The organism is Buchnera aphidicola (Cinara pseudotaxifoliae) (assembly GCF_900128595.1).
In the GTDB taxonomy this organism is placed as follows: Bacteria; Pseudomonadota; Gammaproteobacteria; order Enterobacterales; family Enterobacteriaceae; genus Buchnera_F; species Buchnera_F aphidicola_J.
Map to the genome: position 1 here is coordinate 268882 of NZ_LT635893.1, position 15776 is coordinate 284657.

Annotated in this window: 13 protein-coding genes and 1 pseudogene; 11 read left to right on the forward strand and 3 right to left on the reverse strand. The window is 21.1% G+C overall.

The window, feature by feature from the left end:
- The first annotated feature begins 75 nt into the window (after nucleotides 1-75).
- The 10 genes and pseudogenes from BUCIPSTX3056_RS01115 to BUCIPSTX3056_RS01160 all read left to right on the forward strand — a co-directional run bounded on the left by BUCIPSTX3056_RS01115 (nucleotide 76) and on the right by BUCIPSTX3056_RS01160 (nucleotide 7256).
- Nucleotides 76-696, forward strand: a complete 621-nt coding sequence (locus BUCIPSTX3056_RS01115; protein ID WP_172598449.1) for a flagellar basal body L-ring protein FlgH — start codon at nucleotides 76-78, stop codon at nucleotides 694-696.
- A gap of 54 nt (nucleotides 697-750) precedes the next feature.
- Complete coding sequence (locus BUCIPSTX3056_RS01120) at nucleotides 751-1524, forward strand: flagellar basal body P-ring protein FlgI (protein ID WP_075474740.1); 774 nt, start codon at nucleotides 751-753, stop codon at nucleotides 1522-1524.
- A 363-nt stretch (nucleotides 1525-1887) separates the two neighbouring features.
- Complete coding sequence (locus BUCIPSTX3056_RS02095; protein WP_231938280.1) at nucleotides 1888-2133, forward strand: S4 domain-containing protein; 246 nt, start codon at nucleotides 1888-1890, stop codon at nucleotides 2131-2133.
- An 80-nt stretch (nucleotides 2134-2213) separates the two neighbouring features.
- Entirely contained in the window at nucleotides 2214-2843 is a 630-nt protein-coding gene (locus BUCIPSTX3056_RS01125; RefSeq protein ID WP_231938288.1) for an RluA family pseudouridine synthase, read from the forward strand.
- A 108-nt stretch (nucleotides 2844-2951) separates the two neighbouring features.
- Nucleotides 2952-3149, forward strand: a complete 198-nt coding sequence (rpmF, locus tag BUCIPSTX3056_RS01130; protein WP_075474742.1) for a 50S ribosomal protein L32 — start codon at nucleotides 2952-2954, stop codon at nucleotides 3147-3149.
- Nucleotides 3150-3427: 278 nt separating this feature from the next.
- The gene (locus tag BUCIPSTX3056_RS01135) at nucleotides 3428-4366 is read left to right on the forward strand and encodes an ACP S-malonyltransferase (RefSeq protein ID WP_075474745.1); all 939 of its coding nucleotides are present in this window, start codon (nucleotides 3428-3430) and stop codon (nucleotides 4364-4366) included.
- On the forward strand, nucleotides 4363-5100 hold the full coding sequence (gene fabG, locus BUCIPSTX3056_RS01140) for a 3-oxoacyl-ACP reductase FabG (protein ID WP_075474748.1): 738 nt from the start codon (nucleotides 4363-4365) through the stop codon (nucleotides 5098-5100). Before BUCIPSTX3056_RS01135 ends, fabG begins: the two co-directional genes overlap by 4 nt.
- A gap of 76 nt (nucleotides 5101-5176) precedes the next feature.
- Nucleotides 5177-5422, forward strand: coding sequence for an acyl carrier protein (gene acpP, locus BUCIPSTX3056_RS01145; protein ID WP_075474750.1), 246 nt, complete (start codon nucleotides 5177-5179; stop codon nucleotides 5420-5422).
- Between the two features lie 11 nt (nucleotides 5423-5433).
- Nucleotides 5434-6417 carry a DNA polymerase III subunit delta' C-terminal domain-containing protein gene (locus BUCIPSTX3056_RS01150; protein WP_075474752.1) on the forward strand — a complete coding sequence of 328 codons (984 nt, stop codon included), beginning with the start codon at nucleotides 5434-5436 and terminating at the stop codon, nucleotides 6415-6417.
- 33 nt (nucleotides 6418-6450) lie between these two features.
- Nucleotides 6451-7256: pseudogene (locus BUCIPSTX3056_RS01160) on the forward strand (TatD family hydrolase).
- A 530-nt stretch (nucleotides 7257-7786) separates the two neighbouring features.
- Here the strand turns inward: BUCIPSTX3056_RS01160 and asnS are convergent.
- From asnS to BUCIPSTX3056_RS01175, 3 genes are all read right to left on the reverse strand, one after another.
- Nucleotides 7787-9184: an asparagine--tRNA ligase gene (gene asnS / locus BUCIPSTX3056_RS01165; protein ID WP_075474754.1), complete on the reverse strand. Its 1398-nt coding sequence runs from the start codon at nucleotides 9182-9184 to the stop codon at nucleotides 7787-7789.
- 636 nt (nucleotides 9185-9820) lie between these two features.
- On the reverse strand, nucleotides 9821-10774 hold the full coding sequence (locus tag BUCIPSTX3056_RS01170) for a rhodanese-related sulfurtransferase (RefSeq protein ID WP_082253727.1): 954 nt from the start codon (nucleotides 10772-10774) through the stop codon (nucleotides 9821-9823).
- Between the two features lie 97 nt (nucleotides 10775-10871).
- A complete protein-coding gene (locus tag BUCIPSTX3056_RS01175; protein ID WP_075474756.1) occupies nucleotides 10872-13739 on the reverse strand; it encodes a valine--tRNA ligase in 2868 nt (955 codons plus the stop codon).
- Between the two features lie 967 nt (nucleotides 13740-14706).
- On the opposite strand from BUCIPSTX3056_RS01175, the gene argF reads away from it, so the two are divergent.
- Entirely contained in the window at nucleotides 14707-15732 is a 1026-nt protein-coding gene (argF, locus tag BUCIPSTX3056_RS01180) for an ornithine carbamoyltransferase (protein ID WP_075474758.1), read from the forward strand.
- Nucleotides 15733-15776 lie beyond the last annotated feature (44 nt).

Below are 15776 nucleotides of genomic sequence, written 5' to 3' on the forward strand. Positions count from 1 at the left end.
AACTATAGTTATTACAGGATATAATATGAAATAATGAAGTATTTTTTTTTAATTTATAAACACATATTATGTTATATGTTATTAATATGTAACATACATAATACATCAATATCGTACTATACTATTAACAATCAATCTTACATTTTACAATCATCTCCATTAGTAGTTACTTATATTACAAAAAAAAAATCAACAACAAGCAATTTATCATGGTTTACTGCATATAAAAATTATAAAATTGGTGATATTATCACTATAATATGTAACGAGAATGATACTATCAGCACTACTGTTGAAAATACCTATAATTACAAATTATATCATAAATTATATTCCTATTTATTTTTAATAAAAAAACAAATTTCATATTTCTCTGAATCAGAAAAAACCAAAAAACCATTTACTTTAAAAAAAATATATTTAAATAATATAATACATTTACGATTTTCTGTTAAAATAGTTTCTATTCTTAAAAATAAAAATTTAAATGTATTTGGAGAAAAAAAAATATTAATCAATAATCATCATCAAATAATACAATTTCACGGAGTAATTAATCCAAAAAAAATCAATTTAAGTGATTCTATCCAATCTTATAAAATATCTAATTTTGTTATAAAATATATATATAAAAATAATAAAAAAAGTATGTTATTTTATTGTAAAAAATTTTTATATAATTTTTTGAAAATTTAATAAAAATTTTTAATTAAAAATATATATTATGTATTGAATAAATAATTTAATTACATGAAAAAAATATCAATATTAAAAAATATAATAATCATGTTTGTCTTGCTAATCAATATATCAAGTGTATCAGCAAAAAAAATTCATAATTTAATAACTATTTCTGGTATCAAAAATATCCAACTTATAGGATATGGATTAGTAGCGGGATTACCTGGAACTGGAGACGATACATTACAAATTCCATTTACATGTCAATCTTTAAATAATATGTTAATAAAATTAGGAATATATAAAAAATATAACAATAATATACAGACAAAAAATGTAGCAGCTGTAATAGTAACAGCTATAATTTCTCCTTGGAATCACATTGGAAAAAAAATTGACGTTACAGTATCTTCTATTGGAAATGCTAGTAGTTTAAACGGAGGAACATTATTAATGACTCCTTTACAAGATAAAGATAAAAAAATTTATGCTGTTGCTCAAGGTAACATATCTATGAATTGGAGAAATATAAAACTAAATCATATAAAAAAAAATTCTATAGATAATCCGACTCAAAAAAAAATAATTCACGGAGCAATTATAGAAAAATCTATGTCTGATGTCCTTAGTAAACATCAAAATGGAATTATTTTTTTAAAAATAAAACATAAAAATTGGCAATTGTTGCAAAAAATTTATAATACAATTAATATGCATTATTTCGATATAGCTACTATTATAGATCGTAGTACCATAGAAATTATAGTGCCTAAAAATAGAAAATTACAAAATCAAGTTTTAATGAATATTATGAATATAAATATATCTATAAAAAATTTATAAATAAAAATTCATTAAGTATAGAAAATAAGTTATTATTTCATTATTCAATGTATATCAAAATATATATTTTAAGATATATATTAATATATATCTCAAAATATATATTAAAAATAAACTACATTAGTATATAAACATATACAATATTACATATAATTTATTATCTAAATAAAAAATTTATATAATACTAGTATTTTATTATAAATTAAAAATATGTTAACTATAATTATAAAAAATATAATTAATGTCTAAATTAATATTAAAATATAAAAATATTGATATATTGTAAAGATTGTTATATTTAAAATAACTAATACACAATAAGATACATGTCTTTAATAAACCTTAATTTTATAAAAGTAACCTATGAATACTGTTCATTCTACACCAATTTCTATTATCATTACACAACATATGTCAGAGCAAAGAATTGATAATTTTTTATTTAAAACTTTTAAAACATTACCTAAAAGGATGATATATCGTAGTATAAGAGTAGGAAAAATAAAAATTAACAAAAAAAAAGTACAGCCATATTATAAGTTAAAAATACATGATTTTCTTACCATGCACTCAATAAAAATTGAGATAAAAAAAAAAACATTCATTTAACACCATCAATAATTCATATTTTTTTAAAAAATATATTATTTGAAGATAAATATTTAATTATTTTTAATAAACCACACGGAATCGCAGTACATGGAGGAAGTGGTATAAATTATGGCGTGATAGAAGTATTTAGAAAAATTCGTCAAGAATTAGAATTTCTAGAATTAGTTCATCGGATTGATAAAGAAACATCTGGGATATTAATAATTGCAAAAAAACGTTCTATTTTAAAAAAAATGCATGAAAACCTGAGAAAAAAACTAATACATAAAGAATATTTGGCATTACTACATGGTCACTGGTCTAAAAAAAATACTGTTGTTAATCTTCCCTTACTTAAAAAAAAAAATGATCATCAAAAAAAAAAAGTATGTGTGCATAAAAACGGAAAACCGTCTACCACTCGTTTTAAAATTTTTCAATACTTCTATAATACTACCCTTATGTCTATAATTCCAGTAACAGGACGTACACATCAAATTCGAGTACACGCTTCACAATTTGGACATCCGGTTGTTTTTGACCAAAAATATGGAAACGTCAAAAAAGAAAAAAACATCATTGATAAAAAAGACAGAAGGTTGCTATTACACGCTTATAAAATTTTTTTTTATCATCCATTAAACAACGAAAAAATTTTTATAACTGCTAAATTAGATAAAAAATTTAAAAAGTTATTAAAAATATTTTCAAAAAAAAAATATATTTAATCATTTTTAAATTGATATATTTACCATGATCTTTAAAAATATTAATATATATAAAATATTTAAATTAAAAATTAATAAAATAATTTTTAATTATAGTAAGGAAAAAAAATGGCTGTACAAAAAAGTAAACCTAGTCGTTCAAAAAGAGGGATGAGACGATCTCACGACCATGTATTAGAGAGAAAAGTATCTATAGATGCTGCTTCTAAAGAAATTCATATTCGTCATCATATTACTGAAAAAGGCTATTATAAAGGAAAGAAAACATTTTTATTTCATAAAAAATCTCAAAAAATAATCAAATAAATATCAATAATTTTGTATAATTTAAAAATATACAGTAATAATAATATAATTATATCTATATAAAATATAAAATCTAATAATTCTTTTCAAAGAAATAAATTTCTATATTTTATTAAGTAATTTGATTTAATATATATTAATAATTTTACTAAAAAAAATCAACATATAATCTTTACTATCAATAATTATTGTAAATAACATTTATATCATATTTATATAACAAAATATTTTTCTATATACTATATAATAGTATATAGAACCACCAGGTACTTCAACTTATGAAGAAAATTTCATTAATTTTTCCAGGATATGGATTATCTAATATAGACTGTTTAAAATTATTTTTTAAAAAATACACTATAATTAGAAAAACATTTGAAGAAGCCTCTGATATATTACATGAAAATATATATAATAACTGTTTAAAAAATAAAAATAATTCTTTGTATTTAAGAAAAAAAATACACTTATTAATATTTATATCATCCGTTGCAATATATAAATTATTAAATCAACACACACACATGAAACCATCTATTCTTGCAGGACACAGTTTAGGTCAATATTCGGCATTAGTATGTAATAATAATATCTTATTTCAAGAAGCTTTAAAAATTATACAAATACGTCATAAAATAATGTTGTTGGCTATAAAAGATACTCGAATCTTAACATTGGTTATAATTGGATTAAATTATACTTTAATTAAAGAAATTTGTTCGTTAATCTCAAATAAAAAAAAAGTATTTGTTTCTATTATTAATTCTAATACACAAGTAGTAATAACAGGACATTATTCAGCAGTATATACGGCTGGTCAAATATTCAAAAAACAATTATATGTAAAAGTAATACAATTGCCTATACCAATTGCATCACATTGTATTCTTATGAAGAATTATACAAAAAAATTCTCTAGCTCTTTAAAAAAAATAAAAATATTTAAAGGAAAATATCCTATCATTGATACTTATCATGCTACGATTTTAACTTCTGAAGAAGATATATATGTTTCATTACTAAAACAAATATATAAAATAGTACACTGGAAACAATGTATTGCTAAAATAATTTCCATGAATATTGATATTTTTATTGAAATAGGTTTGGGTCAAGTTTTAACAAATTTAAATAAAGAATATCGTAAAGTTTCATCGTATTCGACTAATAATAACCAAAAATTATTATCTATAATCAATATATTAAAAAAATTATGAAAAAAAAAATAGCATTAGTAACAGGAGCTAATAAAGGTATTGGAAAAACAATTTCGACAGAATTAATAAATTCGGGAATATATGTAATAGGTACTTCAACAACTCTACAAGGAATAAGTACGATAAAAAAAACATTTAAAAAAAACGGAATTGGTATTTTAATAAATTTTTTAAAAATCATAGAAGCAAAAAAAAAAATTCAACAATTAATTAAAAAATTTAAAATAATCGATATATTTGTACATAACGCAGGTATCATACAAGACAGTATCCTACTTAAGATGCATGATTCCTATTGGAATGATGTAATTGATATTAATTTATCTGCAATATTTCATGCTACAAAAATAATTTTGCCTCCTATGGTTAAGCAAAGATATGGAAGAATAATAGTACTTAGTTCAGTATCAAGTTATATAGGGCAAATTGGACAAACTAATTATACGGCTTCTAAATCTGGTCTAATCGGATTTTCGAAATCCTTAGCTTTAGAAGTAGCATCAAAAGGAATCACTGTTAATACAGTTTCTCCTGGATATATATGTACGGATATGACAAAAAAAATACTATCTTCAAAAAAAGAAGAAATTTTAAAAAAAATACCTGTGGGTCGTTTTGGGAATACTCAAGATGTTGCTTACGTTGTATCTTTTTTATCGTCAAAAAAATCTTCATATATAACTGGTCAAAACATTCATGTAAATGGAGGTATGTTTATTGATTTTATTATATAAATTATCATTTACATAAATTTAAATTTTATTTAAAGAATTTGTTTTAACAATTATTAAACACACAGGAAAATATTATATGAGAAATATCTGTGATAGAATAATAAAAATTATTAAAAAACAATTCCGGATAAACAATAAAAATATTTCTTTATCTAGTGATCTTAAAAAAGATTTGCAAGCAGATTCACTAGATTTTATTGAATTAATCATGTTATTAGAAGAAGAGTTTAATATTGAATTATTTGATATGAATCCAGAAGAAATAAAATCTATACAAAATCTCGTTACATATATTAGTAATGAACTAAAAAAAAACAAATAAAATATATACACATGAATAAATATCCTTGGTTAATCGCTCAATATTTAAATTTTGTCAAAAAATATCATAAAAATTCATTACATCCAATAAATTTAATTCAAGCACCTACTGGTATAGGAATTTCAAAATTAATCTTTAATGTTTCTAAATGGATTTTATGTTTACATAAAAATAAATTTATCAATTGTAAAAAATGCACATCATGTTTTTTAATAAAAAAAAAAAATCATCCTGATTTTTATAATGTTAATCATATTTCTCAGTATAAAAATATTGGAATTAATATAATTCGAGATATAATTAAAAATTTATATCAAACATCACAACATGGTGGATGTAAAATAGTCTATTTTTCAAATATTAATTCTTGTACTCTAGAAGCTAAAAACGCTTTGTTAAAAACTTTAGAAGAACCTCCCAAAAATACTATATTTTTTTTACATACAAGAAACATTACACAAGTTATTAATACTATAAAAAGTAGATCAACTATATATTATATAAACGCACCACTAGAAAATAGTGCTATTTCATGGTTAAAAAAAAAAAATAAAAAATTTAATTTTATACAATTATTAACAGCATTGCGAATAAATAATAATACTCCTATATCTACTCAAAAATTTTTAACAAGTAACGCCTTTAAACAAAGAAACATGTTGATGCATGCAATACATAAATATATTGATAAAAAAAACGATAATGATTTATGGAACGTAGTATTAAACTATGATGAAAAAATTATTACAACTTTAATTTGTTATCTATTATTAGATACTATAAAATATAACACGTGTCATAAAAATACAATTAAAAATTTAGATCAATTTAAATTAATCAAAAAAATTGCAGATATAAATAACTTTAATGTACTAAAAAATAATTTAATATCTTGGATTAACTTCCAACAAATATTATCTACTTCCCATAAACTAGATAAAAAATTAATATTAATAGAACAAATTTTGTCATGGATGAAAATATTACATAAATAAAATTTTAATTAAAAAAATATAGGAATTTTTAAAATGTTTTTAATAGATACTCATTGTCATATTAATCGTATAGATAATACCAATAAACCTAACAAATTAAATTATATCCTAAAAAAAGCATACAAAAATAATATAAAATTATTTTTATCTGTATCTACTTCCATTGCAGATTTTTATAATTTATATAAATATACGTACACTTACAAAAATATTTTATTAGCATGCGGTTTACATCCTAATGATCAACATACGAATAATGATTTAAAAAAAATGCAGTCACTGTCCAAAAAAAAAAAGTTATTGCAATTGGAGAAACAGGATTAGATTTTTATCGATCTATAGAAAATAAAAATCAGCAAATTGAATTATTCAAATATCATTTATATATATCTAATAAAACTAAAAAACCTCTAATTATTCATAATAGATGCGCCGATCATGAAATATTTCAATCATTAAATTCAAATAAAAATCAATCATATTCTGGAATAATACATTCTTTTACAGGAACAATAGATACAGCAAGAAAATTTTTAGATGCCGGATTCTATATATCATTTTCCGGAATTATTACATTTAAAAAATCCAATGATTTAAGAAAAGTATTACAATTTATACCTTTAGATAGATTATGCATAGAAACAGATGCACCGTATTTATCTCCGGAGCCCCACAGAGGAGTAACTAATCAGCCATCCTTTTTATATTATATCGCAAAAACTATTCAAAAATATTTAAAAATTGATTTTACAAAATTTACTAATACTTTAAACAATAATTTTTTTAAATTGTTTAATATTAAAAAAAAATATATAACTAAAATTATTGATTTAATATAAAAAAAACTATAAAAAATATTATATAAAATCAACATTATTAAAGTTATTAATTACATTGACAATATTAATTTAAAAAATGATTAAATAAAAATATTTAATGTTAACTACGTATGTGCTTTATAGCGCTATATGTATTAAATCTTTTTACAAAAAGTCAGTCAAAATGTTTATTAATAAACAAAAACCTTAATTTTTATAAATATATTTATATATTTTATCTATACAATAAATATTAAATAATTACAAAACATTCAATTAAATTAAATATTTTATTTTTTATAAAAAATCAATGATTAAAAATATATTTTATAAATTTTTATTAAAAATATATATTAACATACAACTATGTTACACATATATAAACATATCATTTTTTATAAAAATATATTAAATAAAACAATGCACACAACTGTACTGATGTATATAAATACATATATTTTATTATATAGGTTTAATCATATATAAATAAAATTAATGTGCATTTACATAAAAAAAATAAAATTGTATATATATTTTATCTTTAAAAAAATTTAGAAATCCGCATGCCCCACTGTTCTAGGAAAAGGAATAACTTCTCTAATATTATTAATACCAGTAATAAATAATATTAATCTTTCTAATCCTAAACCAAAACCAGCGTGCGGAACTGTTCCGTATCTTCTTAAATCTTTATACCAATCATAATTTTTATTATTTAATCCTATTTCTTGCATTCTATTATCTAAATAATCAATTCTATCTTCTCTTTCAGAACCTCCTATAATTTCACCTACTCGCGGAATTATTATATCAAAAGCAGAAACTGTACTCTTGTCATCGTTTACTCGCATATAAAAAGCTTTTAATTTCTTTGGATAATTTCGTATTATTACTGAAGATTTAAAATAATCATTTACTAAATATTTTTCTTGACTAGAAGATAAATCTTTTCCCCAAAATATATCTTCATCAAAAATATTTTTATTTTTTAATAAAATATCAATAACATCAGTGTATTCCACTTGGATAAAATCAATTTCCAAAAATTTATTTAATCGATTAATTATGGTTTTATCAACTTTTTTTTGCAAAAAAAGCAATTCTGAAACACAATTATTTAATACATCTGCAATAGAATTTTTCAATAAACATTCAGAAAAAGCTGAAATATCATTAATATCTGAAAAAGACTTCTCCACTTCTAACATCCAAAATTCAGTTAAATGTTTTTTTGTATTAGAATTTTCTGCTCTAAAAGTAGGACCAAAAGAATATACTTTAGATAATGCACAAGCATAAGATTCTAGAGTTAACTGACCAGAAACAGTTAAAAAAACCTTTTTTTTAAAAAACTCATTTTCTTTTCTTATATAATTAATTTGATTATTAGAATTATTCTCATCTAACATAGACACTTTAAACATAGATCCAGCCCCTTCAGCATCAATACTAGTAATAATCGGAGTAGATACCCATAAATAACCAAAATTATTTAAAAACTGATTTAACGACTGAAATACTACATTTCTGATTCTAGAAATTACTCCAATTAAATTAGTTCGTGGACGTAAATGACAATAATTTCTAATATGTTCGATACTATGTTTTTTTGCAGACATAGGATACTTCTCTGGATGATCTATCCATCCCAAAACTTTTATATGACAAGCATGAATCTCATATGCTTGTAAATTTCCTTTAGACAATTTTAAATAACCAGAAATTATAACTGAACAACCAACAGTTAATTTAATAATTTCTGTAAAATAATTATATAGAATTTTTTTTACTATTACTTGTATTGTGGACGTAGAAGATCCGTCATATACAGTTAGAAAAGATATTCCGATTTTAGAATATCTATTATTACGTATCCAACCATTAATAGTAATTAATTTATTTAAATGATTATTTTGATTGTAAATGTCTAATATAGAGATTTTTTTCATAATCACTTCCTATTTTATAACATATATATTTTAATAACACGTATATAATTTTCTGTAATTATTCAACACAAATTTTTTATATGTATTAATATTAATTATACTTTGACTGATCTAATATACTTATCGCTAAGTGGTGCGGTTTTATCAAATCAACTTAATAATACTAAAAATCTATCCGTATATTTAAGGTTTAAAAAAAAATTCATACTTATATGTTACAAGTAACACTTTTTTTAATTAATATATATTTACCTAAATTATCATTAATTTAATTTATAATTTTTTTAATTTATTACTATTCATATATAACATATATAAATTATTTAATGAATAAAATGTAAATAATATCTATTATACTTGTTTTATTACATATCTTTTTTTCACTTACAAAACCAAATTAAGTGATATGTTAAAAAATTTTTAATAATTATTAAAAAACTACATTAATATTTTCTTGTATAAAAGACCTATTGTATTTATATAAATTATATATATTTACAATCGTAAATCAATCATCATATACAAAAATAACTTTTATTAATATGAGTGATATTAGTATATATTTTATGTAATAATACAAAATCATATAGATCATTGTGATTTTTAAAAATGTATTAAAAAATCACTTTCAGAATATCAAGTATCTTTATGTAATTGATTTTTACAGTCTAAACAACAACATGAGTTTAACTGAACTGAACATTGTATACATTGAATAAATAAACGATGACAAGAATTATTAAAACAATTGATATGAATACGATCAGTGTCTTGTTGACAATTTATACAAACAGAAAAAACATCATCAGTAATTTTTTTCGACAAACGTTCATCAAAAACAAAGATTTTTCCTTTAAAATAATTAGGTAAATTATATTTTTGAACTTGCTTAATATAACTTAAAATTCCTCCATATATATGATAAACATAAGAAAAGCCATGATGCCTTAATAAAGCAGTAGATTTTTCGCAACGTACACCCCCTGTACAATACATTACTATTTTTTTATTTCTATATGGCTCTAAGAACTTTGGTAATTGTTGTAATTGATCACGAAAAGTTTTTGATGGTATAGTTACTGCATTACTAAAATGCCCAATTTCATATTCATAATCATTACGCATATCAAAAAAAATACAATCCTTACTAACAAAGTATTGATTAACTAAAAATGCATTTAAATATATCCCTTTATTACCTTTAAAAAAACAAAAATTTTTAACGTTACTGGAAATAATTTGTTTTTTAATTTTTATTCTTAAATCCCAAAAAGCCATTTGTTTATTTTCAAAGGTATAATTTATATACATTTTTTTTGTTTTTGTATCAATTTTTTTAAAAAATCGTGTAATATATTTATATTTTGAAAAAGGAATACTAATCGTAGCATTTATTCCTTCTTTAGAAATATAAATTCTACCTAAAACATTTTTATCTACTAAATTTGATTTTAGAAAAAAAAACAATTTTAAAGGATTAACGATACAAAAATATTTATAAAAAGATAAAATAACACGTCTACTATCAATAGAATGTAAATAAACATTTTTCAAATTCATATTTGAAGAAATTTTTTTAATTTTGTGCACAATGACAACCAATTTGTTTTAAAAAATCTAATTAGTATTATATACGTATAAAATAAACTATTAATCCATATAATATATACATATCAAAAAAAAATATTCATGTTGATTGTTTCTGTAATAAAATTTTTTTTTGATTATTAATTTTATACAAAGAACTTTGAAGAGTCTCTAACAAGTGTTTTTTTTCTAAAATAAAAGATGTAGGTGCTTTTTTTAAAAATTTTTTATTTATTAATAAATTTTTAATCACATTAATTTTAATTTTAATAGATTTGATTTTTTTATTCAATCTATTTATCTCTACATGTATATTTAGTTTAGAATCTAATATAACAAATATCTCTACATTATCAATAATCCGTATTATAGAAGGAGGTAATTTACCAGTTACTTTAATCTCCGTTAAGCAATCTAAATAAGCAATTTTTTTTAACATAAAATTATGTTCTAATAAAAAAATTCTTTTTCTTAAAGAAACATTTTTAAAATATACTGTTAACAAAGTTGTATATTTAACTTTTGTATCTATTCGAATAAACCTTAATACAGAAATAATTTTTTTAAACCAAGACATAAATTTAATAACAGTTCTATTATTTAGTAAAATCCTATATTGAGGAATTGGATTTAAAAGAATAGATGAATCAAAAATTGTATTTATCTTGTCTAAAATATTCCAAATATATACCGTAATAAATGGCATAATAGGATGTATTAATAGAATCAAAGAACTTAAAATTTGAAATAAAGTATTTTTAATTAACTTTTTTTCATATTCTGAACCATTATATATAATAGGTTTAATCATCTCTAAATATTGATCACAAAATATACGCCATACAAATTTATATAATAATGATGATAAACGATCAAATCGAAATAATTCTAAAAAAAAATGATATTTTTTAACAACATTATTAAATTTAGCATAAATCCATTGATCTAATAATAGAGTAGAAAAATTTTTTTTTATAAATACATTATTTTTAATATTTTTAATAACAAAACGACTAGCGTTCCAAAGTTTATTGCAGAAATTTTGATAACCTTTTAATCGATTCATATCCCAATGAATGTTTCTACTTGTAGATGCTAAGGATAAAAAAGTATATCGAACAGCATCAATGCTATGCGCAGAAATACCTTGTGGAAAGTTTTTTATAGTATTTTTTTTAATAAAATCAATTGTTTTTGAATGAATTAAATTATTTGTTCTTTTTTTTATTAATTTTTTTAAACTAATTCCATCAATAATATCCAAAGGATCTAAAACATTACCGTAAGATTTAGACATTTTTCTACCATGTTCATCTCTTATTAATCCAGTTATATATACTTTTTTAAAAGGAATTTGAGATTTTCCGTACTTATCTTTGATAACATGCATAGTTAACATAATCATACGAGCAATCCAGAAAAAAATGATGTCAAAACCACAAACTAAAACGTCAGTCGGATGAAACATTTTTAATTTTTTATCATCTTTCGGCCAACCTAAACCAGCAAATGTCCACAAACTAGAGGAAAACCAAGTGTCTAGTACGTCTGGATCTTGTGTTAGCACTATATTTTTATCTAAAGAATATTTTTTTCTAACAGATTTTTCATTTTTACCTACATAAATGTTGTTTTTTGCATCATACCATACTGGAATTCTATGTCCCCACCATAACTGACGTGAAATACACCAATCTTGAATATTATTCATCCAAGATAAAAACATATTTTTATACTGTTTTGGTATAAAGATAATTTTTTTTTCTTTTACAGACCTAATAGCTTCCCGAGATAATACTTTAGTACTCAAATACCATTGATTCGTTAATCTAGGTTCTAGAATTACTTCACTTCTATCTCCATATGGTATGGTGCCTGTACATATATTAGATTTTTTCAATACATTTAATTTTTTTAATGTAAATAAAATTTTTTCTCGCGCAATAAAACGGTCTAAATTTTGCAAATTTTTAGGAATAGAATTATCAATTCTGCTAATATGTTTTCCTTTATAGTCAAAAATATTTAGTTTTTTTAATATTCTTCCATTTTTTGTAAAAATATCAATCATAGGTAACTTATTACGTATACCAATTTCATAATCATTAAAATCATGAGCAGGTGTTACTTTCATACACCCGGTACCTTTAGTCATATCGATTGAATCATCACTAATTATTGGAATAATACGATTTACTATAGGAACTATAACCTGACAACCAATGTATTTTTTATATCTTATATCTTTTGAATGAACAGCTACAGCTGTATCTCCTAATAATGTTTCTGGTCGTGTAGTTGCAATAACCAGGCTAGTTTTACTAGATGAATCCGTGTCTCTACTTTCAGATTTTAAAAAATATTTAATATACCACATTGTATTATTACTAATACGATTTTCAACTTCTAAATCAGAAACTACTGTTTTAAATTTTGGATCCCAATATACTAATTTTTTATGCTTATAAATTAATCCTTCTTTATATAAAATAACAAAAACTTTGTTAATTGCTTTTGAAAAATTTGAATCTAATGTAAAACACACGGTATTCCAATTAATTAAATAACCTAATCTTTTTATTTGGTTAAACATCATTGATTCTGATTTTTTTTTCCAAATATAAACTTTATTTATAAATTCTTCTCTAGAATATGCATTCTTGTCTTTTCCTTCTTGAACTAATAAATTCTTTTCTACTACCATTTGTGTTGCTATACCAGCGTGATCTGTTCCTAATTGTAGTAATGTATTTTTTCCAGACATATGTTGATATCGTGTTATTACATCCATAATAGTTTGCTGGAACGCATGACCCATATGTAAATAACCAGTTATATTTGGAGGAGGAACCATAATACAAAAATTTTTATCTTTTATATTATTATTAATATAATCAATAAACTGATTTTTTTTCCAGTACTTCTGTATTTTTTCTTCTACTAATTTGAAATTATAGTTTTTATCCATAGTTCTGCTATATCTATTTAGTTATTTTAAATTAAATAATATTATTGTATTAAAGTTAAATATCAAAAATACATATTCTTTAATATAAAAGTAACATGTTAAAAAAAACAATTTAATAAATATCAATAAAAAATTTTTAAAAATAATTATTTATATAACTGTATATTTATGAAAAAAAGTAAATATTATTAATATTTAAAAATTCATATTTAATAGCTATCTTACGTTAAAAAAATAATTTAATTAATATTTCATATTAAATCTAATTATAGTTATTATATAGATTTTATCTGATATTAGAAATATCAATTAATACTTAATTATAAAAATTTACATTTACAAAATGATTTAATTAAAAAATTATATTATTTATGTGAACAACATAAACAAAAGTGCTGTATAATAATTTTAAAATATGATTTTTATATTATTAAGTTATAAGGCTAATTTGTATATATAAAATTATTACATTAATAAAATATAAATCTTTATAAAAAAAGTCATAATTTCTATATATATAATTATATTTATAATACTTATTGCTACATAAAAATATATTGTAAAACATAATAATGTTATTATCAATGAAATAACAATATAGTTATATAAAAAAAATATTTAAATTTTAAAAATATTTTGAGTTATAAATGATAAAAAGAACTTATATTCATAAGAATATATCAAAAATATTTTATATACTACATATATACAAAATATGCAAATAAAAATCTTTTAAAAAACAATATTTTTACTATAGAAATAGTGTTAACACATTCTAAATTATAATCTTTTTTTTTACAAAAATATCAAAATTAATTTAAATTTTAAAAATTTTTATACACAAAAACCAACACATAAATTAAGAATTCATGTTTTCTGAATACATAAAAAACCATTATTTATAAAAAACGTAGGATGTAATCTATTCTTTTATTAATGAAAAAATTTTATATATACGAGGTCTATAATGAAAACACTGTATCAAAAAAGTTTTTTAAAATTTTCAGATTTTACATACGAAGAGATTTTATATTTAATAAAATTATCTAAACTGGTAAAACGTCAAAAACATAATAATACGGAACAAAAACACTTAAAAGGAAAAAAAATAGTATTAATTTTTGAAAAACAATCTACTAGAACTAGATGTGCTTTTGAGATCGCTGCTAATGACCAAGGAGCTTATACTACATATATTGGTCCTAATGATACCCACATTGGATACAAAGAATCTATTCAAGATTCCGCTAAAATACTAGGTCAAATGTACGACGGAATTCAGTATCGAGGTTATTATGATAATATTCTTCAAAATTTAAAAAAATATTCAAATAAACCAGTTTGGAATGGTTTAACCAATACTTTTCACCCTACTCAAATTTTAGCGGATTTGTTTACTATGATAGAAGCTTGTCCCAATAAAAAATTACAAGACATTCGATGCGCATACGTAGGAGATGCTCAAAACAATATAGCAAATACACTATTAGATGCAGCTACTTTTATGAAATTAAAAATAAATATTATATCTCCTAAGATATATCAACCTAAAAAAATTTTTTTATTAAAATCAAACAAAAAAAAAATAAATAACACTAACATATCATTTACTAATGATGTTAAAAAAGGCGTAGAAAATGTTGATTTTATTTATACCGATGTATGGGTTTCTATGGGAGAAAATAAAGATGTTTGGAAAAAAAAAATAAACGCTCTATATCCTTACCAAGTGAATCAAAACATGTTAGATATGACTAAAAATTCTAACGTTAAAGTGTTACACTGTTTACCAGCATTACACGATAAACAATCTTCTTTAGGATTAGAAATCCATAATCAATTTAATATTAATAATGGATTAGAAATTAGTAATGAAGTTTTTAATTCTCCTGTTAATATCAGTTTTCAACAATCAGAAAATCGATTACATACAATTAAAGCTTTATTAATATCATGTTTATCAAAAAAAATTTTTTTTAAAAATAAAAACTAAAAAAAACTATACTTCTATAACCTATTTATACAATATTATTATTA

What these genes read in the sequence shown, in the direction of transcription:
- BUCIPSTX3056_RS01115 (WP_172598449.1), top strand. Translation starts at nt 76, where the DNA reads ATGTTATTAATATGTAACATACATAATACATCAATATCGTACTATACT.
- BUCIPSTX3056_RS01120 (WP_075474740.1), top strand. Translation starts at nt 751, where the DNA reads ATGAAAAAAATATCAATATTAAAAAATATAATAATCATGTTTGTCTTG.
- BUCIPSTX3056_RS02095 (WP_231938280.1), top strand. Translation starts at nt 1,888, where the DNA reads ATGAATACTGTTCATTCTACACCAATTTCTATTATCATTACACAACAT.
- rpmF (WP_075474742.1), top strand. Translation starts at nt 2,952, where the DNA reads ATGGCTGTACAAAAAAGTAAACCTAGTCGTTCAAAAAGAGGGATGAGA.
- BUCIPSTX3056_RS01135 (WP_075474745.1), top strand. Translation starts at nt 3,428, where the DNA reads ATGAAGAAAATTTCATTAATTTTTCCAGGATATGGATTATCTAATATA.
- fabG (WP_075474748.1), top strand. Translation starts at nt 4,363, where the DNA reads ATGAAAAAAAAAATAGCATTAGTAACAGGAGCTAATAAAGGTATTGGA.
- acpP (WP_075474750.1), top strand. Translation starts at nt 5,177, where the DNA reads ATGAGAAATATCTGTGATAGAATAATAAAAATTATTAAAAAACAATTC.
- BUCIPSTX3056_RS01150 (WP_075474752.1), top strand. Translation starts at nt 5,434, where the DNA reads ATGAATAAATATCCTTGGTTAATCGCTCAATATTTAAATTTTGTCAAA.
- asnS (WP_075474754.1), bottom strand. Translation starts at nt 9,184, where the DNA reads ATGAAAAAAATCTCTATATTAGACATTTACAATCAAAATAATCATTTA.
- BUCIPSTX3056_RS01175 (WP_075474756.1), bottom strand. Translation starts at nt 13,739, where the DNA reads ATGGATAAAAACTATAATTTCAAATTAGTAGAAGAAAAAATACAGAAG.
- argF (WP_075474758.1), top strand. Translation starts at nt 14,707, where the DNA reads ATGAAAACACTGTATCAAAAAAGTTTTTTAAAATTTTCAGATTTTACA.